The 23,094-nt window shown below is 34.4% G+C and carries 21 protein-coding genes; 12 read left to right on the forward strand and 9 right to left on the reverse strand.

Features of this window, described 5'->3' with window-relative positions; genetic code table 11:
* The first annotated feature begins 35 nt into the window (after positions 1–35).
* From H2O64_RS06955 to H2O64_RS06980, 6 genes are all read left to right on the forward strand, one after another.
* Positions 36–608 (forward strand): hypothetical protein, encoded by a 573-nt coding sequence (locus tag H2O64_RS06955; protein ID WP_187561444.1) that lies wholly within the window; start codon positions 36–38, stop codon positions 606–608.
* Positions 595–1,884: a branched-chain amino acid transport system II carrier protein gene (brnQ, locus tag H2O64_RS06960; protein ID WP_187561445.1), complete on the forward strand. Its 1,290-nt coding sequence runs from the start codon at positions 595–597 to the stop codon at positions 1,882–1,884. The genes H2O64_RS06955 and brnQ overlap by 14 nt, the downstream gene beginning before the upstream one ends.
* A gap of 50 nt (positions 1,885–1,934) precedes the next feature.
* On the forward strand, positions 1,935–2,780 hold the full coding sequence (locus H2O64_RS06965; protein WP_187561446.1) for an AraC family transcriptional regulator: 846 nt from the start codon (positions 1,935–1,937) through the stop codon (positions 2,778–2,780).
* 613 nt (positions 2,781–3,393) lie between these two features.
* Entirely contained in the window at positions 3,394–3,951 is a 558-nt protein-coding gene (locus H2O64_RS06970; RefSeq protein ID WP_187561447.1) for a carboxymuconolactone decarboxylase family protein, read from the forward strand.
* A 26-nt stretch (positions 3,952–3,977) separates the two neighbouring features.
* The gene (locus H2O64_RS06975; protein ID WP_187561448.1) at positions 3,978–4,331 is read left to right on the forward strand and encodes a nuclear transport factor 2-like protein; all 354 of its coding nucleotides are present in this window, start codon (positions 3,978–3,980) and stop codon (positions 4,329–4,331) included.
* Positions 4,332–4,390: 59 nt separating this feature from the next.
* Positions 4,391–4,771 (forward strand): plastocyanin/azurin family copper-binding protein, encoded by a 381-nt coding sequence (locus tag H2O64_RS06980; protein WP_187561449.1) that lies wholly within the window; start codon positions 4,391–4,393, stop codon positions 4,769–4,771.
* A 78-nt stretch (positions 4,772–4,849) separates the two neighbouring features.
* Here the strand turns inward: H2O64_RS06980 and H2O64_RS06985 are convergent, their stop codons facing one another.
* From H2O64_RS06985 to H2O64_RS07015, 7 genes are all read right to left on the reverse strand, one after another.
* A complete protein-coding gene (locus tag H2O64_RS06985) occupies positions 4,850–5,614 on the reverse strand; it encodes a hypothetical protein (RefSeq protein ID WP_187561450.1) in 765 nt (254 codons plus the stop codon).
* Between the two features lie 111 nt (positions 5,615–5,725).
* Entirely contained in the window at positions 5,726–8,299 is a 2,574-nt protein-coding gene (locus H2O64_RS06990) for a ligand-binding sensor domain-containing protein (RefSeq protein WP_187561451.1), read from the reverse strand.
* Between the two features lie 121 nt (positions 8,300–8,420).
* Entirely contained in the window at positions 8,421–9,050 is a 630-nt protein-coding gene (locus H2O64_RS06995) for a DNA topoisomerase IV subunit B family protein (RefSeq protein ID WP_187561452.1), read from the reverse strand.
* A 184-nt stretch (positions 9,051–9,234) separates the two neighbouring features.
* Positions 9,235–10,524: an aminopeptidase P family protein gene (locus H2O64_RS07000; RefSeq protein WP_187561453.1), complete on the reverse strand. Its 1,290-nt coding sequence runs from the start codon at positions 10,522–10,524 to the stop codon at positions 9,235–9,237.
* A 165-nt stretch (positions 10,525–10,689) separates the two neighbouring features.
* Positions 10,690–11,274, reverse strand: a complete 585-nt coding sequence (locus H2O64_RS07005; RefSeq protein WP_187561454.1) for a Crp/Fnr family transcriptional regulator — start codon at positions 11,272–11,274, stop codon at positions 10,690–10,692.
* A gap of 102 nt (positions 11,275–11,376) precedes the next feature.
* On the reverse strand, positions 11,377–11,619 hold the full coding sequence (locus tag H2O64_RS07010) for a GlsB/YeaQ/YmgE family stress response membrane protein (protein ID WP_187561455.1): 243 nt from the start codon (positions 11,617–11,619) through the stop codon (positions 11,377–11,379).
* 342 nt (positions 11,620–11,961) lie between these two features.
* Positions 11,962–12,153 carry a hypothetical protein gene (locus H2O64_RS07015; RefSeq protein ID WP_187561456.1) on the reverse strand — a complete coding sequence of 64 codons (192 nt, stop codon included), beginning with the start codon at positions 12,151–12,153 and terminating at the stop codon, positions 11,962–11,964.
* Between the two features lie 215 nt (positions 12,154–12,368).
* On the opposite strand from H2O64_RS07015, the gene H2O64_RS07020 reads away from it, so the two are divergent.
* Both H2O64_RS07020 and H2O64_RS07025 read left to right on the forward strand, forming a co-directional pair.
* Positions 12,369–15,224, forward strand: a complete 2,856-nt coding sequence (locus H2O64_RS07020) for a WD40/YVTN/BNR-like repeat-containing protein (protein WP_187561457.1) — start codon at positions 12,369–12,371, stop codon at positions 15,222–15,224.
* 154 nt (positions 15,225–15,378) lie between these two features.
* Positions 15,379–16,065: an alpha/beta fold hydrolase gene (locus H2O64_RS07025; protein ID WP_187561458.1), complete on the forward strand. Its 687-nt coding sequence runs from the start codon at positions 15,379–15,381 to the stop codon at positions 16,063–16,065.
* Between the two features lie 20 nt (positions 16,066–16,085).
* On the opposite strand, the gene H2O64_RS07030 is transcribed toward H2O64_RS07025, so the two are convergent.
* Together H2O64_RS07030 and H2O64_RS07035 are read right to left on the reverse strand one after the other, a co-directional pair.
* Positions 16,086–16,790: a LytR/AlgR family response regulator transcription factor gene (locus H2O64_RS07030; RefSeq protein WP_187561459.1), complete on the reverse strand. Its 705-nt coding sequence runs from the start codon at positions 16,788–16,790 to the stop codon at positions 16,086–16,088.
* A complete protein-coding gene (locus H2O64_RS07035) occupies positions 16,787–17,839 on the reverse strand; it encodes a sensor histidine kinase (RefSeq protein ID WP_215907134.1) in 1,053 nt (350 codons plus the stop codon). The genes H2O64_RS07030 and H2O64_RS07035 overlap by 4 nt, the downstream gene beginning before the upstream one ends.
* 237 nt (positions 17,840–18,076) lie before the next feature.
* Between H2O64_RS07035 and H2O64_RS07040 the strand changes: the two genes are divergently transcribed.
* The 4 genes from H2O64_RS07040 to H2O64_RS07055 all read left to right on the forward strand — a co-directional run bounded on the left by H2O64_RS07040 (position 18,077) and on the right by H2O64_RS07055 (position 23,084).
* The gene (locus tag H2O64_RS07040) at positions 18,077–20,431 is read left to right on the forward strand and encodes a TonB-dependent receptor domain-containing protein (protein ID WP_187561460.1); all 2,355 of its coding nucleotides are present in this window, start codon (positions 18,077–18,079) and stop codon (positions 20,429–20,431) included.
* Positions 20,432–20,606: 175 nt separating this feature from the next.
* On the forward strand, positions 20,607–21,518 hold the full coding sequence (locus tag H2O64_RS07045; protein WP_215907135.1) for a hypothetical protein: 912 nt from the start codon (positions 20,607–20,609) through the stop codon (positions 21,516–21,518).
* A gap of 231 nt (positions 21,519–21,749) precedes the next feature.
* Entirely contained in the window at positions 21,750–22,247 is a 498-nt protein-coding gene (locus H2O64_RS07050; RefSeq protein WP_187561461.1) for a nuclear transport factor 2 family protein, read from the forward strand.
* A 153-nt stretch (positions 22,248–22,400) separates the two neighbouring features.
* Positions 22,401–23,084, forward strand: coding sequence for a DUF6624 domain-containing protein (locus H2O64_RS07055; protein WP_187561462.1), 684 nt, complete (start codon positions 22,401–22,403; stop codon positions 23,082–23,084).
* The last annotated feature ends 10 nt before the right edge of the window (positions 23,085–23,094 follow it).

The raw sequence follows: 23,094 nt of genomic DNA on the forward strand, positions 1-23,094 counted from the left end.
TGTATCTTTCGTTAGCTATAAAACAGAAACCCAAAATGTTTACTTCAGTTTTTCAAAAACTTTCCAATGCTTCCGAAAAGAAATTATTGCTCTTGGCAGTGCTAATCTTTTTACTAGCAGCAAGTTGTATGGTTCATTTTGATACGTTACTCAAAAATGAGGTTGCACCTTTAGGAATTATTTCGTTTGAATTGGCAAAAACGCTCGATTGTTCCACCAAAATATTGACTTCTTGGCAAGCAACAGAAGGTGCCATGCTTTCTGCGGAATGGAGTTTATGGTTCGATTATATTTTTATGATTGCGTACGCACTTCTTTTATGTTTAATTATTCATCGGGTTGCGCGAATTGTTTGGAAACAGCCTGAAAGTTTAGGATATCGACTTGGAATCATTATGATAAAAATGGTCATTTTCGCTGCTTTTTTGGACGCAGTTGAAAATTTTGCATTACTACAACTATTCTATGGAGACTTGCAATCTCATTGGTCTACACTTGCGTTTGCGACAGCTACCATAAAATTTATCAATATTATTCTCGCTATTCTATACGTTATCATCAGCTTGATACTTGCTGGAATTAAAAAAACGATACATGTCAAAAAATAAAGAACTCTTTGTCACCGCTTTTGCCTTATTTTCTATGTTTTTTGGGGCGGGGAATTTACTATTACCGCCATTATTAGGCTATCAAGCAACCGATCAATGGCATTGGGTGACGCTCGGATTCATGATTACGGCAGTTGTCATTCCAATATTTGGAATCTTAGCGCATGCGCGATTGCAAGGTTCTATGTTTGATTTTGGGAAGAAGGTTTCGCCGTTATTTAGTAGTGTATTTTGCATTATCATATACGCGATTTCTGTGTCGATTCCGTCACCACGAACAGCCGCAGCAACACACGAAATTTCTATTTTTCCCAACTTTGGCACCAGTGCATTATTGACAAGTAGTATTTATTTTGCGCTCGTGTTGGTTTTTGTGTTGAATCGTTCAAAAATTTTAAATTTCATTGGAAAATTCTTAACGCCATTAATTGTATTAATTCTCTTGGCGATTATTAGTATTGGATTGTTTATGCCGCATGAAGCGGTAAATCCTTCTTCATTTACAACACCTTTATTTGATGGATTAAAAGAAGGTTACCAAACTTTTGACGCCATTGGCGCGATTGTCATCGGTGGCGTTATTATTATTTCGTTGAACTTAAAAGGACATGATTCGTTTGAAGAAAAGAAAAAACTTATTGCGAAATCGGGTTGGATTGCCGGATTCGGATTGTTTTCTATTTATGCTGGTTTGATTATACTTGGTTCTTACTTCAGCAATGAAATTCAAATTGACGCAGCTATGAGTGGCGATATGAAACGTGCGACTTTACTGCGTGGAATCAGTTTGGCAACTTTAGGAAATATCGGAACCGCTTTTCTGAGCGTTTTGGTTGCATTGGCGTGTTTTACGACTGCTGTCGGAATCACCACAGGAACGGCTGATTACTTCAAAGGATTGTTTAACGATTCAAAAAACGCGTATATAATTACAGCAATTATCGCGTGTTTGATAGGAATTATTGTCGGACAATTGGACTTTCATGATATCATAGTCATTGCAATTCCAGTATTAAAATTCATCTATCCAATATCAATTGTGTTGATCTTTTTAAACATTGCTCCCGAAAAACATGCAACACCTTTAGTTTTTAGAGCGGTGGTTTTAATCACGTTTCTATTTGGAATTTTAGACATGTTGGCACATTTCTTTCCAACAAATGCTTCTTTGGTTACGTTCCGCGAAATCATTCCGTTAGGAACTCATGATTTTGGGTGGGTTTTACCAGCGATTTTGACGTTTGTGGTGTTGGTTTTATTTCAGAGGAAAGATTAAGTAATTTCACTTTTTACGACTAAACACAAATCGAATAGATAAATTTACAAATGGCAGTTCAAGATATTTCTACTTATACCTATCAAGATACATTTTCGCTCAGCGTTGTGCAGTTTGAAAAAGCATGCGTGGTTAATAAACCTGAACAAGTAGATTCGTATACGATTTATTGGATTAAAGAAGGAAAAGGAACGTATTATATCGATTTTGAAGAATATACCTTTGATGGAAATATTATTTTCTTTTTGTCGCCAGGACAAGTCTTTTCAGTAAGTTCTGAGAAAATTAAAGAAGCTTATAAACTTTCGTTTAAACGTGATTTTTATTGCATTCAAACACATGATAAAGAAATTTCGTGTAATGGTGTCCTGTTTAATAATGTATACGATACACCTTTTGTGATTCCAAAACCGAAAGATATTCTGCGTTTGAGTTTGTTGTTAGAAGACTTGATCGAAGAATTTAATAATGAAAATTCAGGTCAGTATGATATGTTGCAAAGTTACTTGAAGCAATTCATTATTCATTCGGTGCGTGTGAAGACAGCAAATTTTGTGGTGAAAGAAGAAACCGAAACTAAATTATATAAAGATTTTAGTGTTTTGGTGGAGCAAAACTTTAAAAAATTACATTCGGTTTCTGCGTATGCAGATCGATTGGGCATTTCACCAAAATCTATTTCCAAGCACTTTCAAAAACTCGGAACAACGACGCCAAGTGATTTTATTAAAAATAGAATTATCCTAGAAGCCAAACGCCAATTGTTGTATTCGGAGCAATCCGTCAAGGAAATTGCGTTTGACTTAGGTTTCAACGATCCAGCATATTTTACACGTTTCTTCACCAAAGCGATTGAGAAATCGCCACTTTCTTTTAAAGCTGAGTATAAGAAGTAGACTTCTTCGATTGTTGGACTTGTTTGGACTTTTTAGACTTATTGGATTTTTAGATTTGTTAGACTTCTTGGAAATGCTTCACTTTTGATTGAAATCCTAGAACTTTCTCTTTTTGCTGCGAATACATTTGCTGCGTCATTCTGAGCTTGACTCAGAATCACACAAAAAACTCACTCTTATGAGAAGCTGAATCAAGTTCAGCTTGACGTATGTTTCATCTAATAATCCAGCAATCTATAAGCGCAGCGCGTCTAAAAATCTAACTATTTCAAGTCCAAAACCCTTTTGTCCAACTCTTAGGAACTTTTGTCCATTTCTTGGCATGTGTTAACGGCGCATCTTTGTACTGTAATTAGAAATCAACGCTTCGGCAACGCTCAGCAACTAAATATTTAAAATGAATTTATACTGAGTGAAGTCGAAATGAAAACCAAAGAATTATGAAAAATACACAAAACACAGTTTGCCCAAATTGCTGGGGATATCAAGAATACGAAGAGCAATATTCAGAAAGACAATTGTGCGAATGCAAAAATTAAAAACAAACACAAAACAATAGATTCCTGCCTGCGCAGGAATAAAAAATCAAATTAATACTAAAAAAACAGAAATTATGAACACACGAATTGAAACATTAAACCCAGAAACAACGACAGGAAAATCAAAAGAATTATTTGATGCAGTACAAAAGAAATTAGGATTTATTCCAAACCTTATTAAAGTATTTGGAAATTCTCCCGCAACATTACAAACGTATTTAAGTTTAGGCGAATTGACCGCTAGTGGAAATTTTAGCAACAAATTCAGAGAGCAATTAGCCTTAGCAATCGCAGAAGAAAACGAATGTAACTACTGTTTGTCAGCGCATACAGCTATTGGAAAAATGAACGGTTTGACAGACGAGCAAACAGAATTAAATCGTCAAGGATTGTCAGACAGTGCAAAAATTCAGGCTGGTTTACAATTTGCGCAAAGTATCACAAAAAATAGAGGACAAGTATCTGGTGAGGAAATTACAGCAGCAAAAGCAGCAGGTTATAACGACGGCGATATTTTAGAAATCGTATTGAATGTAGTTTCAAACACGTTGACAAATTATGTAAATCACATCGCAGAAACAGAAGTAGACTTTCCATCAGTAGAAGCAGGAAAATTTACAGTAAACGTATAATTATTTCATTTAAAAAACATAAAACCATGAACAATCAAATAGAAAATGCACTGCTCGATTTAAAAGATCTTTTAGGAAAAGGACAGTTTTTAGAAGCAATGGAAAAATACTTAATAGACGATGTTGTGTTGCAAGAAGCAAACGGAACACCTAAAGTTGGAAAAGATGTCTGCATTGCTGCAGAAGTGGAATTGCTTGCTACGGTGACTGAGTTTATCCGATACGACATTTTGCATTATGCAATTTCGGGAGATACTTCTTATTATGAAGCGATCATGGAATTCAAAACAAATGACGGACAACATCACAGGTTTGAGCAAGTGAACAGAACAAAATGGAAAGATGGTAAAATAACAGCTGAACGCTATTTTCACGCATAAATTTAAACTATATATATACTCAAGACCCTGATAAGTTCAGGATTAAAAAACAAAATACAATGAAAAACATACTCACAATATTAGTAGTATTCGTAGGATTTTCAATGACTACGCAAGCACAAAATAAAATGATGAAGAAAGACGTGAAAACGGTTTCTTTAGAGCAAACAAAAGGAGAATTTACACAGAAATCAATTACACTTTCAGAAGGAACATATGTTTTTGAAATCTCAAATACAGGCGTTGGACATGACGTAGGATTTGTATTGGCACCAAAAGGAAAAACAGATGCTGCAAACCATATTAAAAACGCGTATGTAACGGAAGTTGTAAAGAATGACACCAAAGGACATTCAAAAGAAGTAACACTTACAAAAGGAACTTATGTATACTTTTGCCCCCTAAATCCCACACCTCAATACACTTTGGTAGTAGAGTAAGTACTGCTTTTTTTTTCATGATTGATAGTGAAAAAGCACGCCAATTGGCGTGCTTTTTCGGTTTGGGAACCTGACTAACTATTCGTAAAAATATTGTGTAGAGATTACAGGAACGCTATTTCCTTCCTCATACCCTAAAGAACTTACGGGATAATCGTTCGTATTATATGTGTATTCCAATCGTGTTTCGCCAGTATCAAAATCTGTAGGATTGTTAGTTGATCCTTGTCCTGGTTCGCCTAGAAGTTGAAAAATATCACCTTGATGCATGTTTTTGAATGTTCCGTTTTTTGTATCGTATATATATACTTCTTCGTCACCATAATCTACAAAATATCTTTTTGTCCAATTTCCATTAGAAAAGGTATCTATGTTTTCATAATTATACACAGTTTGTGTTGTAAAATCGCCACTGTATGATTTCGTGCTAATTTGATTGTTTGGTAAGTATGAAATCTCGTTTCTAATAGCAGAATTAGAACCTCCTGTGAAGTACACAGTATATTGGGTCAATACATTGTTGGTATCATATTCAAGAATGGTATAGGATTCTTGAACGCTTCCAATGTAGGCATCTTCTCTTACCAATAAATCATTTGAATAGGTATACGTTGCGTTAAAAGTATCTGATTCATTAAAACTCACTAGTTTATTTCCGTTATAAGTATAGTTGACAATATAATCGTCACCGCTATCATCTTGTGATACTGTTCTTTTTAATAAAGCAGTTGTGTTAGGAGTTGGATCGGTAGGATCGTTCATGTCTTCTTCATTGTTACTGTCTGTTGAACATGAGAGACAAAAAATAAAAAGGATAGCTAAAAGTTTAATGGAATTTTTCATAAAGTAGTACTGTTCGATTTTCGACAAATATAGATTCAGAATCGTTTGTAATATCAATATTTATAATACAAAGGGACGAATGGAGGTGAAAAAGTGACGAATGGAAGACGCTTATTTAAGTAGTATTTTATTTACTTCTTTTTGATACGTCTTTCCAATCGGAATCGAAAGCTCATTTATGGTTACAGAAGTATAGTTGTGCGCGTTGATTTTATCGAGTCGAACCAAATACGAACGATGAATTTGTAAGTAATTAATCTTATCGGGCAATTCTTTTTGAAACGATTTAATAGTTCCGCGTGTTACATGAGATTTTTCTTTGGTAAAGATTTCAATGTAATTTCCTGAAGATTGAATGTATAATAAATCCGAACTAAATAATTTAATATGTTTCCCGTCGCTTTTAATCGTAATTGCTAGCTTTTCAGTTTTCACTCTATTAAATAATGACATTAATAAACTTCTGATAATATCTTTATTATACGTGAATACACGAATCTTAAAGAAGAAATAAATTAATACGCCAAAAGCACCAACCAACAGCGATTTAAACCACCAAGTTGTCCAAAATGCGGGCGTAATATGAATTGGAATGATTAATTGATTTCTATCTGTCCAAATACCTGAAAGTTCACGTGCCTGAATGATGAAATTTTTATGAATGGCAGGAACATTATTTAAACGAATTTCTCTGTTTTTAGTATATACCCAATCGTCATCTTCAAACTGATAGCGATATTCAACAGTTTTCATATTATCAAACAAAATATAATTGTACCGAATAAAGATTGCGTTTTCATTGTGTGAAAGCTGCGTTAGCCCTTGTTTTGCTCTTTTTTCACCGTTTACCGAAATTTCTTCTAGCGTGAAAAAACGGGGCGTTTCATTCGTTTTCGATTTAATATTTGCCGTTGGATGTGAATACAGCCCTTTTTTAGTGGCAATCCAAAGTGTATCATTTACAATTTCAACATCGTTTACTTCAATGCCTAAATTTTCCGTGTGCGATAAGCCTGAAATATTGGCAATCGCATCATTTACAATTTCAATTCGATTCACACCAAAATTAGAACCCGCCCAAATAACGGAATCATTCTCCACTAAAAGTTCCGAAATTTGATTGCTGTACAATCCATCTGCTGTTGAAATAGTCAAAAAAGGTTGTTCGTCTTTAAACAATACCACTCCTTTTTCAGAAGTAGCAATGGCAAAATCATCTTGAAACCGATCAACATCATTCACGCGACCTTCAAACAACACAATATTATCTTTTGGAGACGAAAAAAGTTCGTTATTCGTAGCAAAAAGCAGTTTGTCTTTATACGGTTGAATATCTAATGTTACGCGAGTTTTTAAAACATCGGACTGTATGATTTCCTTTGTGGTAATCTTTCCATCTACATATTGATGCGCAAGCGGAATACTGCCATACGAATACAACGAATCCGTTTCGCTATCGGAAAACCCTCGTGCATAAGAATTGAGAATCAATTTTTTTTCATTGAATGAATAAATTCCTCTACTATTAAATACAAGATCATTAGTGTTGCGGTGTATCGCAATTGCAATCGGACGATTCTCGAAAGCTTTATGAATGACCGTAAATAGCTGTTGATGATATTTAAAAATAATTCCATCATACGTCGATAAAAACAAGGTGTCATTTTTGCGCACCATGTCATGCACATGATTGCTCTCGCTAATTTCATAAAAAGTAAGCGCAGGATTTTTACAATAATAAACGCCTGAATTTAGTGTTGTTGCCCAAAACGATTGTTTATGATCTATTAATAAGGATGTCACTGATTTTTGATCTAAAAAATGATCCTGCAATACGCCATTTTCATCAAAAATATCCACGCCATTACCAATATAACTTACCCAAAACTGATTGTTGTAAAACTTGCCAATATTTAGAACTTGATTTTCGCTGTTTTTTTTGATAAAAAGCACTCCGTTTTTATATAAAAATAGTTCGTTGTCATCACTAATGATTGTCAATTGCTTATTTAATCGTAAAGAGTTGTAGCGTGTTGATTTTTCACTCTTTATACGGATGTATGAATGATTCTTCACCAAAAGTGTATCATTTATTTTTCCTTTATACATTTTAATTTCACCTTTTGGTGTGGTATAGTGATGTGTATAACTGCCATTGAGAGAAATCGGGTTTAAAACTTCATTCGTAATTCCTTTAGCATCAATTTGAACCTTTCCAAATAAAGTAAGACTCGCAAAAAGTTCATGGTTTGGCTTGACTGAAAAACTATTGAAATTAGCATTCCGTAATTTTGATTTTAATAATACATCTTTAATTTTGTGATTGAACTTATACGGTTCAAAACTAACATCATTGGTATTCAGTGCTACCAATTGATTGTTGAGACTAGAAATCCAAACCAAACTATCGGAAACTTTCGAGTAATTCAACAAGGTATTGTCAAGCAGTCCATCTTTGGTGGAAAAATTCTGAAACGAATAACCATCGTACATGGACAATCCACTATCGGTTAAAAACCAAATCTTTCCTTTTGCATCCTGAAAACAATTGTACACTTCCGAACTCGGCAAGCCTTGTTGCGTATCAAAATTTTTAAATACATATTGTTGCGAAAAGCAAACGCACGGAATCATCCAACCTAGTAGTAAAATAGTGAATAACTTCGCGCGTTGTATTTTCTTCATAAAAGGAAAAGTAAACTTCGTTTAATTGTAATAAATATTGGTATTCATTATAATAAGTGACGTACAATACTAATGAAAAGTTCCTGAATATTGAATATTTCTTAAAAAATTGTTCCTGATATTAACTTTTAATATGAAGTTGAATGTTAAATCCGTGAAGCTTTTCGCGAATTACATCAATCTTTTGTTGCAATGTTTCTGGATTGATGGTTAAGTTTGGAAAAATGGTCGCATCAGGTTTTACGGTAAGTTTTGTGTAATTTTTGTTTTCATCACTTTTCGTGATAGATCGCGTTTCTGTTTTTCCTTCTTTAAAGAGAAATTCACCTTTCTGACCGTTTGAATAGGTAAGTAGTTTGCACCATTCGGAAGCGGCATTAATAGCCGTAATTCCCAATTCGCAGAATTCATCACCAACGGATAAATGCTTTTTGTAGTTTCTACATGCAGCTATGGTAGTCATGATCATTTCGGCATGTGTCATAGTATCATTTCGGTGAATAGCTTTTAGAGACATTCCAGCATCATATTCCAATGAGAAATAATCTGAAAACAATGTAATTTTTATATAACTACAGTTTTTGTCCATTACTTCATCAAAGGCATGACACGCAACTTCTAACGGAAGTCTATCCAACGATTTTTCTGCATACACTTTCTCAAAATACATCTGTGGACGCAAACGCACATGCGCTCTTCCTTCTAATGCTTGAATATCATCAGCCGTGTATTCTATTTTCTTTTCTTTCATGAGTTCAGTTTTCACTTAAAAAACCAACAGCTAAAAGCCAAAAGCTAATAGCTGATAATCTAATTCATCAATTAGTTCTCGATACATTTTATCGTCACTTCATTCCGATAAAACACTCGAACGGACGTTTCGTAATAAACAAATAAAAACCAATAGCTAGAAGCTAAAGGCAAAAAGCTAATGTCTAATTCATCAACTCTTCAATCTCGTCTGCTTCAATAGGAATATTGCGCATCAAGTTAAACGGTTCGCCACTTTCTTGAATCACAACATCATCTTCCAAACGAATTCCAAAACCTTCTGCTGGAATGTAAATTCCCGGTTCCACCGTAAATACCATATTCGCTTGCATTGGTTCTGTCAAAATTCCGTAATCATGTGTGTCGAGTCCCATGTGGTGAGAGGTTCCGTGCATGAAATACTTTTTATACGCTGGCCAATCTGGATCTTCGTTTTGTACATCGGCTTTATCAATCAATTTCAGTCCTAACAATTCTGAAGTCATTAATTTTCCAACTTCAACATGATAATCTGCCCAAATCGTTCCTGGAACCAGCATTTTTGTCGCTTCATTCTTCACACGATTTACCGCATTGTATACTTCTTTTTGACGTGGTGTAAATGTTCCCGAAACAGGAATCGTGCGACTCATATCACTTTTATAATTGGCATATTCGGCACCGACATCGAGCAAAATTAATTCGCCAGGTTTACATTCTTGATTGTTTTCAATATAATGCAACACATTTGCGTTACTTCCCGAAGCTACAATGGGCGTATACGCGAATCCTTTAGAACGATTTCGTAAAAACTCATGAATAAACTCAGCTTCAATCTCATATTCAAAAACACCAGGTTGAACAAAACCTAAAATTCGGCGGAAGCCTTTTTCAGTAATATCACAGGCGTGTTGTATTAAATCTAATTCTGTTTTGTCTTTTACAGAGCGTAAACGTTGTAAAATAGGATTGCTCTTTGCAACACTATGCGCAGGATATTTGGCTGTTAACCACTTTGTAAAACGATCTTCGCGGGTTTCTGTTTCTACATTTGCACGGTAATGTTCGTTGGTATTAATATAAACTGTATCGCATTGCGTCATAATCTCAAACATGATTTTCTCCATGTCTTGCAACCAATACACAGTTTTTATTCCTGAAGTTTTAAGCGCAGCTTCTTTCGTTAGCTTTTCACCTTCCCAAACTGCAATGTGTTCGTTGGTTTCTTTCAAGAATAAAATCTCGCGGTGTTTCTCTTTTGGGCAATCGGGAAACAATACTAAAATACTTTCTTCCTGATCCACGCCGCTGAGGTAAAAAATATCTCTATGTTGCTCAAAAGGCATCGTGCTATCGGCACTAATTGGGTAAATATCATTCGAATTAAACACCGCCAAACTGCTAGGTTTCATCTGCGCCATAAAATTCTTTCTATTCTTTATAAACAGTTCGCGATCTATTGGTTGGTATTTCATGTCTGTAATTTTAATTGATTTCCCTCAAAAATAATCAAACAAAAAAAGAATCAACTAGCCATTTGGCGTTATTTTTTGATGTAATAATAAATTGGTTTGAAAATGTGTCAATTTGAAAATATTTTCCAACATACCAACATACCAACATACCAACATACCAACATACTAAATCACATTCTTCCGAATCCGACTGATATGTCGCGTTGAAATTCCTAAAAAAGAAGCCAAATAATGCAGTGGCACTTCTTTCAATAATTTTGGTTCGTTAGCGAGGAGTTTTTTATAGCGTTCTTCGGGCGTTAAGGTGAGCAAATCAATGCGATAATCGTCAATATGGTAAATTTGGTTTTCAATCAGATTGTAATAAAACTGATGGAATGCTTTGTTGGTGGAAAGTAAATTTTTAAAGTTTTTTTGATCGATTACAAACAAATCACAATCGCTAATTGCTTTGATATTTTTCCGTGATGAAATTTGATACATAAAACTTTTTAATGCCGCTGTGGCGGAATTTTTCAAGGCGAGATAGGTTGTTTTTTCTTCACCCAATACTAGAATGTTATGTTGTAAAATGCCGCTATCGATAAAGCAGAAATAGTCGCAAATTTTGCCTTCTTCTACAAAAAGTGTATTCTTCTTAACATGCTTATGCTTGAAGGTTTCCAAAATTGCTGGAATCTCAGCATCCAAAGAAGCATCTTGAATGATGGTTTTCAAATACAATTCAAAATTTGCAGTAGACACATTCATCAATCAATAATTTATATTTTTCGAAAGGAAAGAATAAAATAACAAGTTTAAAAAGATACTTATTTCGAGCACCTTATTATATTTTCTAAAGAAATAGTAAAACTACTTTTTAAGTAATCCAGCTATAAATAAAATAATGACTGCACCTATAGCACCCGTAGCTATATCACTCAAAATGCCAGTGCCTATACTAATTCCTAAAGCACCTAAAGCCCAATTGCCTAACATACCACCAATAATACCGATGATGATATTAACAAGTATTCCAAAACCACCACCTTTCATTAAATATCCACCTAGCCAACCCGCAGCCGCTCCAACTAATAATGCATAAAGTAATCCCATGATTTTAAATTTTATAGTTATTAGATTGAAATATACTAAAAATAACACAGTTATTCTGTGAAAAAGGAAATTGGTAAACATATTGAAAAGAGTAATTGTCCGTGTTAGAATTAACGATTGAAGTTTCTGCAAATCACTATAGCGAGTTTTGCAACTCGTGCTGACAAACAAGCTAAAAAACATTTAGTAACGGCACAGGTTGCAAACTTGCGCTAGCCCAGGGATTAGCATAAAAGCACTAATTGAAGAAAAAAAAGAAACTGTCTTAAAAGTATAACTTTCACAAAAGTGAATTCAGTTTCAAAACTTTTAAGACAGCTTATTATCGTTTACATGCGTAGGTTAGCATATTGCTGAAGGGCAATTACAAAATGAATAATCTGAAGGACGTGAAAAACAATGTGGTTTCACAAGTATAGAAGGACAATCAAAAACATCTGTAATGTTTCCTGTTCCACCTGCGAGTTCATTGTTCTTTAGGTCAGAAATTAACTTTTTGTTGAGTTTCAATGCGGTAAGATTCTTTTTTTTCATGATTTAAGATTTTGATTAAAAAAGAAAGTATAAAAATTAATTCTTAACCGTTTACGGTAAAGCCATAATTAACATTTTAATTAGTGTGAATTTGCTTTATATCCTCTTTACTAACACTAAAAACTAAACTTCAACACGACTATTGTTAAAAAAGCAACCAAAATTTTGTCAAGTATGCAACATTCAGTAATTTCCAACATTAAACCAAGCCAACCATGAAACCTAAAATCTTACTCTCCGTATTATCTATTTTCTTTTTGCAATTTAGTATTGCGCAAACAAACCCTACTTCGGCAGCAAAAGTGCAAGAAGCATTGCAACAAAAGGCGACACTCACACAAAATTCAACCGTAAAAAATATTGAATTCACCAACATTGGACCTACAATAATGAGTGGTCGTGTGGTCGATTTAGATGTAAATCCAAACAATACAACCGAATTTTACGTGGCATACGCTTCTGGTGGATTGTGGTATACACAAAACAACGGAACTACGTTTGAACCAGTTTTAGACAGTTCGCCAACACAAAACATTGGTGATATTGCTGTCGATTGGAAGTCAAAAACAATTTGGGTAGGAACAGGAGAAAACAACTCTTCGCGTTCTTCGTATGCAGGAATTGGAATCTTAAAAAGTACCGATAACGGCCAGCATTGGGAAAACATGGGATTGCTCGATTCTCATCATATCAGTAGAATTGTAATCAACCCGAACAACGGAAACGAAGTTGTAGTCGCAGTTTTAGGGCATTTATATTCGCCAAATGCAGAACGTGGAATCTTCAAAACAACCGACGGTGGAAAAACATGGAACAAAACACTATTTGTAAATGCAGACACAGGAATTGTAGATTTAGCCGTAGCGCCAAACAATTTCAAGGTGCAATATGCATCTTCATGGGAACGCGATCGTAAAGCGTGGAATTTTGTTGGAAACGGTATCAATTCAGCAATCTACAAAAGTACAGACGCAGGACAAACTTGGAAGAAAGTAAGTGAAAAAACTGGATTTCCAGAAGGTGATGGCGTTGGACGTATTGGTTTAGCAGTCTACGATGCAGAAACTGTATATGCGTTTCATGACAGTCAATTCAGAAGAGAAGACAAAAAGAAAAAAGATAGTGATTCCAAAGCGTTGACAAAAGATGATTTTAAAACGATGTCTTCGGAGAAATTTTTAAGCTTAACAGATAAAGAACTCAACACCTACTTAAAAACGAATGGTTTTCAAGAGAAATACAGAGCTGAAAATGTAAAACAATTGGTAAGAAGCAAAACGATTAAACCAATTGATTTGGCAAAATATTTAGAAAACGCAAACTCATTATTGTTTGATACGCCAGTAATCGGTGCGCAAGTTTTCAAGACAATTGATGGTGGAAAATCGTGGAAGAAAACACACGAAGGTTACTTAGACGATTTGGTATATTCGTATGGATATTACTTCGGGTTGATTCGCGTAAGCCCAAAAAATCCAGAACAAATTTACATTGCAGGTGTACCAATTTTGCGTTCGCAAGATGGTGGAAAAACATACAAATCAATCAACGGACAAAACGTGCATGTTGATCATCATTCGCTTTGGGTAAATCCAAACAATCCAAACCATTTAATCAACGGAAATGATGGCGGCGTAAATATTTCGTATGACAATGGCGACAATTGGATCAAGTGTAATACGCCTGCGGTTGGACAATTTTACGCAATTTATGCAGACGAGCAAAAACCGTACAAAGTATATGGCGGATTGCAAGATAATGGTGTTTGGGTTGGTCCAAATGACTATGAAGCTTCCGTAAAATGGCATGAAGAAGGAAAATATCCGTACGAGCGCATTATGGGCGGTGACGGAATGCAAGTTCAGATAGACAATCGCAATCCGAACATTGTGTACACAGGATATCAATTTGGAAATTACTTTAGAATTGATCGTGAAAATGGGCTGCAAAAATACATTCAACCAAAACATGAACTAGGAGAATCGCCATACAGGTTTAACTGGCAAACACCAATTCATCTGTCTGTTCACAATCAAGATATTTTATACTTAGGTGGAAACAAATTGCACAGATCGCTTAATAAAGGTGACGATTGGACAACGATTTCTGACGATTTAACGCAAGGTGGAAAAAAAGGAAATGTTGCCTACGGAACGTTGACGAGTATTTCTGAATCGCCTTTTCAATTTGGATTACTATATGCAGGAAGTGATGATGGATTGATTCACGTAACTAAAAATGGTGGTGGCGATTGGCAAAATATTTCTGCCGGATTGCCTAAAGATTTATGGGTATCACGCGTGATTGCTTCTGCACACAAAAAAGAACGTGTGTATCTAACATTAAACGGATATCGTTGGGACGATTTTACAACGTATGTGTACATGTCAGATAATTACGGACAAACCTGGAAAAACATTGGAAACTCCATTCCAGATTCGCCAGTAAATGTCATCAAAGAAGATCCTGAAAACGAAAATGTATTATACCTCGGAACAGATAATGGCGCGTATGCTTCACTCGATATGGGAACATCGTGGCAACCTTTCCAGAACGGATTGCCAAACGTGGCGGTTCATGATATTGTGGTGCAAAAACAAGCAAAAGATCTATTATTAGGAACACACGGACGTTCTATTTACAAAGCAAACATTGAGGTTTTACAAAAAGTAGACGAAACCATTAAAAATAAAACCGTTTATATTTTCCCTGCTAAAAGTGTACGCCACAGAACATTTTGGGGATCTACATGGAGCAAATGGTTAACGCCAAATGTACCAAAGAAAGACATTTATTTTCATGCGAAAAATGCAGGGACATTTACGATAAAAGTATTGGCTGCGAATGAAGTTGTACTAAACGAATATAAAGTTGACGCTGACGCGGGATTCAACACGTGGACGTACGATTTGAGTATTACTGAAAAAGGACGCAAAAAATACCTGAAAAAAGAAGAAGATGCTTCCATTCCAAAAAAGAAAAACGGTTCGTATTATGTGCCTAAAGGAACGTATAGTATTGAAATTTCTGGAAACGGTGGAAAAGATACCATGAGTTTGGTGGTAGAGTAGTTTTCTTTGAAGTTTATGAGTTGAAAGGTTTATAAGTTTAGGGATTTTCGACTAATTATTTAATTGGTTGTCGTCTTAGGCGAAATGATTACTTTGTTTTCTTATCTGTCAGTTCGAGCGCAGTCGAGAACAAGAAAAAAATGCAAGATGGAATATGAAACAAAAACTCTATTTCCTTTCAGGAACGATGTGTACGTCACAATTGTGGGATTTTGTTTGTGCCGAATTAACGCAGTACGAATGTATTTTTATAGACACAACTTCGGCAACTTCTTTTGTTGAAATAGATGCTTTACTAAACGAAAGTTTGGAAGAAAAAGCACAGGTAGTTGCCTTTTCTATGGGCGCGTATGCAGCGATACATTTTGCGGTATCACATCCGAATCGAATTCAAAAAATGATTGTGATTGCAGCTTCTGCAAATGGTTTGGACGCCAAAGAATTACAATTGCGAAAAAATACTATTGACTTTCTGGAAAAACATCACTACAAAGGAATTTCGAATACGCGTGCGTTGCAATTTCTCCACCCAAAAAACCATCAAAATACCGAGTTGATTCAAGTGATAAAAGACATGGATTCGAAATTGGGAAAAGAAGTTTTAATCCGCCAACTTACAGCGACTTCACAACGCGTTGATGTAACCCGCGAGTTAAAAAATATTCAAACTCAAATTCACATTATTGCTGCCAAAGAAGATGCTTTGGTCAATATAGAAGCTGTAAAAAACACACAGCAACATCTCGCGAAAGCGACGATGACAGTATTAAAAAATTGTGGTCACATGATTCCATTGGAAATGCCAGGTTTGGTGCGGGAAACTATTCTTAAATTTTTTTGAAAGTAAAATTAGTACGATAACTACTCCCTCAATATCGCCAATACATACTCTTTATAACTTGCGCCAATAGGAATTTCTGTGTCGTTTAATTCAATATCGTGTGTTGTAAAAGCGGTTACTTTTTTACTATTTATTAAATACGATCTGTGTACGCGTAAGAAAGAATGCGTTGCCAATTCTGTTTCTAAATCACTAATTTTTTGTTTGGATACAATACTCTTTGAAGACGTATGAATCTTTACATAATCTTTTAAACTTTCGATGTAATTAATATCCGAAACAGCAATCTTATGATACTTTGTCCCAGATTTGATCTGAATGATGGTTTCTGTTGCTGTTTGAGGGGCAGAAATTGAAGTTTGCACAGGTTTGATTTCTCTAAAATAACGTTCGACAGCTCGGAAAAAGCGATCAAAAGTAATCGGTTTTAAAAGGTAATCTGCCACATCTAAATCATAACTTTCCAACGCATATTCTCGGTATGCTGTGGTGAAAATAGTTTTTGGCGGATTGCGTAACGACTTTAAAAAATCGATTCCTGTCATTGTTGGCATTTTAATATCTAGAAACAACAAATCTATCTGTTGTGTGTTCAATATTTCCAATGCTTTCATTGCATTATTGCAGGTTGCAACAACTTCAAAAGAAGCAATTTTAGAAATATGATTCTCTAACAATTTAATTGCTAAAGGTTCATCATCGACTACTAAGCATTTTACCTTCATGATGTTGTATTTAGAGTAATAGTCACTTCAAAAGAACTTTCTTGCTGATCAATATTAATTGTATGTGAAGTAGGATATACCAATGCTAATTGTTTATGAATATTTTCCAAACCAATCGTGTTTTTAGAAGTTTGTTGTTGCTGAATCGCTGTGGTGTTAAACACCGTAAAAGATATTACATTTTCTTTTTGCGTAAGGTTAATCGTGATTTTTGGACTTCCAGAATCTTCTCCAGCGCCATGTTTAAAAGCATTTTCAACAATAGACAACAAAATTAACGGCGCAATTTTAGCGTTTGCTTCTACACGATGTGTAAACGAAACTTCCAAACGTTCGTCGTAGCGTAATTTTTCGAGCGCAATATAATTTTCTAGCAACGTAATTTCTCCCGATAAGGGCACATATTTTTGATCGCATCGATATAAAACATAATCTAATATTTCAGACAATTTCCCAATAGATTCTGAGGTTTTGGGAGAGTTTATAATCGACAATGAATAGATATTATTTAAGGTGTTGAATAAAAAATGTGGATTCAATTGTGCTTTGAGCATCTTCAATTCTGTTGATATTTTTTCTTTATTCAGCGATTGTTCTCGTACGCGTTCTAAAGACATTTTCGTCAATAAGAATAAAGAAACAACCGAATAAATGGTGAAAAAATACCCTCTTACGAGTTTCTTCCAATCGGTTAAAATCTCAATAATAGGTTCTTGATCAAATGGAGCTATTCTAAATATAGGTTCAGCAACATGCACCATTAAAATTCGTGAAAAGGCGCAAATTATATAGGTGCTTGCAAGTACTGCAATTACAAATGTGATGTATTTTTTTGTAAATAAAAACTTTGGAATGACCCAATATGCTAAGAAATATGAAATGATAATCTGAGGAATTACATGTGCAATTCTCGCAACAGCAATGACCCACAAAGGATCTTGCGTTCCATCAGAAAAAATTAAAAATAAATATAAGCATAGCCAAAAAACAATGTGTTTTAGCAAACGTCTATTCTTTATGTATTCGATAAAATTCTTAATAATTCCCATAACTAAGGTTTCAAATCTAATAATATTTATAAAAGTACGCATTACACTATTGTAAAAAACATAGATAGATGAATAGCGCAAAAAAACACCTAAACACTATGAAAAAGTAGACAAAACTGGTATGCGGTTAAATATGAGGTGTTTGACGACTTTATAACCGTGTTTGGCTATAATAAAAAACAGCGTTTGTTTTAACAACATCTTTGTGGCATCAATCATTCATAAAAGAAAACGAACATGAAAAAAATAGTCATTCTATTTGTGTACTTAGCTTGTCTAATTGCACATGCACAACAAAATAACGAATATGCGATTACTGGAAAAGTAGTCGATAAAACGACACAGCAACCGTTGGAATATGCTACAATTACCATTTTTGATGCCAAAAACAATACAACGCTTGAAGGTGGAATTACAGATGGAAAAGGAAATTTTGCTTTAGCAATAGGAAAAGGTGTGTATGCCATTAAAATTGAATTTATTTCTTTTAAAGCACACGAATTAAAAGATATTTCTATTGCGAAAAATCTCAACTTAGGAACCATAAACTTAGAAGAAGATGCACAATATTTAAACGAAGTAGAAATTGTTGCCGAACGAACGACGGTAGAATTAAAACTCGATAAAAAAGTATTCAACGTAGGGAAAGATTTGATTTCTCAAGGTGGTTCTATCAATGATATTTTGGACAATGTACCTTCCGTGAGTGTAGATGCTGGCGGAGGAATTAGCCTAAGAGGAAACGGAAACGTACGGATATTAATCAACGGAAAACCTTCGGCATTGGTTGCAAATAATGGATTGGATCAAATTCCAGCGGAAAACATTTCTAAAGTTGAAGTCATTACAAATCCTTCTGCGCGTTATGAAGCACAAGGAACTGCGGGAATTATAAATATCATTCTAAAAAAGAACAAAAAAGGAGGATTTAGCGGTTCGGTACAACTTGGTGCAGGAACTCCGCGAGATTTTCGCACGAATGTAAACCTTACGTATAAAACAGATAAAATAAATCTATTTACAAATGTTGGATACCGAAACTCTAACTATGAAGGTGCTGAAGACATTCAACAAACGGTGACGAATAATGGCGTTGAAATAAATTTATTGCAAAATAACGATCAAGATAGAAATGATAATGCACACAATATCTTTTTTGGTGGTGACTATTATATCAATGATAAAAATACATTGACCACCAGTTTTTATCATACTGCTTTAAAAAACACGGATGAAACTAGATTGAACTATTCATATTTTGATGCTTTAGGAACGCTTGATAGTACAATTTCGCGTGTTGAAAATTATAAAGAGCCGCAAAATTTCAATCGGTTGGAAATGAATTATGTAAAAACCTTTGAAAAAGAAGGGCAGAAGCTAGAAATGGACGTGCAATATGATTTTTGGAATGATGACGAACAAGAAAGCATTCGCCAACAAAAAACATTTCCAGCGGAAACTACGTTTACAACAATTCGAAGTGATGATGTAGAAAGTAGTAAAGACTTTCTGTTTCAAGCAAACTTTGTATCGCCTTTAACCAAAACAGCACGTTTAGAAACAGGATTTAGAGGAGAAATCAGAAGAATCACCAGTGATTATATGGTACATATTGACGATCAATTAATTCCTGATTTAGACAATGAATTGGATTATAACGAACGAATTTATGGTGTGTATGCGCAATATGGAGACAAAATTGGGAAATTTAATTACTTATTGGGATTGCGTGTTGAGCATTCGGATATTGGAATTGATGATGAAAAGCAATTATTCAACGACACTAAAAAATACACCAACCTTTTCCCAACAGTACATTTGTCATATAAACTAGCAGAACAAACAGATGTGCAACTGAGTTATAGTAGAAGAATAAACAGACCTAGATTTTGGCAATTGAATCCTTTTGGTGGACTGACGGATTTCAGAAATATATTTGCTGGAAACCCTGATTTGAATCCGATGTATACCAATTCGTTTGAAGCAGCTTTTTTAAAACGTTGGGGGAAATTTTCCATAAATCCATCACTCTATTACCAACACACTACTGACTTTTTCAACTTTGTTACGTCTCAAACAGCTGATGGAAATTTTAGAACAATTCCTGTAAACTTAGATACGGAAGATCGTATCGGGTTTGAACTATCTACAACCTACAATCCGTTCAAATGGTTGCGATTATCGGGTGAATTTAATTACTATCAATTCGATCAAAAAGGAGATTATTTAGGTGACAACTTTGATGCAAAAAACAAAACATGGTTTACGAGAATCAATTCGAGAATGCGTTTTTCTAAAGGACTTTCTACACAGATGAGTTTTAATTATCAAGGAAAAAATCAACAAGCACAAGTACTTCAAAAAGCGCAATACTTTGCAGATTTCGGAATCAGTAAAGATCTCTTTAATGACAAAGGAGCCATTACATTAAATGTCAGAAATATATTTGATTCCAGAATTCAAGATCGGGTAATTACAGGTGAAAATTTCCGTTTAGCGTCACAATCAAGACGTGTTGGAAGAAGAATATCGGTAACATTCGTGTACAAATTCAATCGTAAAAAAGGACAACGAGACCGAATGCCAGACTAACAAAAAATTTGATAATTATTAACTTAACGAAAATGTCAAATCGAGCATTATTAAAATATGTTGGCGCAAGTAACTCTTAGTAGTTATAAAAAAGAATAGCTATCTTTTACAAGATTAGTAACCCTTTTGAATTATGTTTTATTAATAAAAAGAGATCCATATAATACTTTGTACAATGAGAAATAACAATTTCATATTTTTAATAGTTGTATTTGCAATGGTTTTAAATGCTTGCAATACAAAAAATGAGAAAGCAAAAGACAATGATTCCTCAATTTTAAAAGAACTATATTTTGGACAAAAACCGCCAGGCTTAATTCCAGAGATTTTTGCGCCTAGTATTGTTTCAATCAGTGGAAGGAATGCATCGACTATTTCGTTTTCTCCTGATTTAGATGAAATATATTTTTCAGCTCATGAAAAAGATGAAGAAGCATCATCTATCTATTTCTCAAAACTTAAAGGTAATAAATGGACTCCCGTTAAAAGAGCAAACTTTACCAATGGGAAAAAAAATGAGGAGTTATATCCATCCGTTAGTCTTAATAACAAAAGGATTTACTTCACAGCTTTTGATTCTATTTTTTCGGATGAGAAAATTTGGTACGTAAACCGTTTAGAGAATTCCTGGAGTGATGCAATACAACTTGATTCACCTATTAATGATGACATAGTTTTTTATATTAATCAAGCTAAAAACGGAGATCTTTTTTATACAAGTATTTCAAAAGCGAAAATGTATTATGCACCAAACAAAAACGGTGAATTTCCCGAGGTACAGGAAGTTGAACTTGAATTTGGTCATCACGGATTTGTTTCCCCATCTCAAGAGTATTTGCTGGTATATGCTCGAAACAAAGAAAATGAAGACCATGATATTTATGTCTGCTTTAAGAAAAAAGACGGGACATGGACAAAACCAATTCCGCTTGGAAATAAAGTAAATTCTAATTTTAACGAATCTTGCCCGAGTATTACTCCAGATGGCAAATATTTGTTTTTTAATAGATCCAACGAAGATGAGTCATCAAATGTGTATTGGGTGAGCACAGAAATTATTGATAAACTAAAACCTAATGACTTATAGGAAGTAAAAATAAATTTAGTACAAATGTTTTATTGAGCACAGTTGAGATAGACTTCCTAACGAAAGACCTTTTATTTTAATTAGTACATGTCTTGAGTTGAATCCTTTGATTTAGCTCAAGACTTTTTTTGATTTCAATAGTATTCAATACTATTCAAGACAAGCTCGTCGAAGTGTAACAAATCCCAAAAATCACTGTCTATTAGATATCAATCAATCAAAAAACATCAAATGAAATCAAAAGTACTATTATTACTTGCTTTAGGAATCTTTACCACTTCTTGTATATCTATCAAAGCAAAATCGGAGCGAACTATAATTGCCAAAGAAACCTACGTTCCTGTAGATCAAGAATTATACAACACCATTGTAGCCTTAGACAAACGTTTTTTTGACGCATACAATACCTGCGATTTAAAAACACAAGACGAATTGATTTCGGAAGACCTAGAATTTTTCCATGACAAAGGCGGTTTGGCAACCTCCAAAACACAAATTTTAGAAGCGATGAAAAACAATATCTGCGGAAAAGTCACGCGAACACTTATTGATGGAACTACTGAAGTCTATCCAATTCCAGGATATGGCGCGGTACAAATGGGCGAACACAAATTTTTCAACAACGAAGAACCGACAGCGAAATCGATTCCGAGTAAATTTGTTACCATCTGGAAAAACGACAATGGAACTTGGAAAATGACGCGTATTATCAGTACACATAAAAACTAAGCGATCTTTTTTCATAAGGATACTAGAAACTTTCATGAAGAATTTTGATTCTAATTAAGATTCTTATAGTTTTAACAAGAACTCATGATCGGGAGAATTCAAAGGAATTTCTATGATAGATACGTTCCTTTCAAGCTAAAAAAAAATCGCAAAATGAATAAAATTTATAGAATAGTATTCATCGGAATATTAATAATTGGCTGCAAGCAAAAAGATGCGGACAAAAAAGTGATTGAGGAAAAAGTAGAATTCAATCAAGGTTTAGCGGATGAACTCAAAAAAATGGCTGAAATTGATCAAATAGCAGCATACATTCCGCAAGGCGAATACAAGAAACTATCCAAAGATGCATGGAATTCTTTCAAAGACAGCGTTTATACAACGCATCAAAAAAGACTTTCAAAAATCTTTAAAGAAAACGGATTTGTCGGAATAGACTTGGCAGGAGATGAAGGTTCTATGAATTTTTGGTTAATGGTTCAACATTCAGATCACAATCCTGACTTTCAAAAAGAAGTTCTCGAAAAAATGAAAATTGAAGTAAACAAAGGGAATGCTGACGCAAGTAATTATGGATTGCTTGTTGATCGCGTTAAGCTCAATACAGGGCAAGCGCAAGTTTATGGAACGCAAGTAACTTATAACATGCACACAGGACAAGCGTATCCTAAAAAATTAGCCGATAGCATAACAATCAACGAAAGACGAAAATCTATTGGACTTGAACCACTTGAAATATATTTAAACGACATGTCAAAAATGCATTTCTTAATGAATAAAGAAGGATATATAAAAAAAGGAATAACCGAACCTAAATTATATAAAACTGAACACTAACTAGTCATAC

Origin of the sequence: Kordia aestuariivivens, assembly GCF_014397005.1 — a bacterium.
Classification (GTDB): Bacteria; Bacteroidota; Bacteroidia; order Flavobacteriales; family Flavobacteriaceae; genus Kordia; species Kordia aestuariivivens.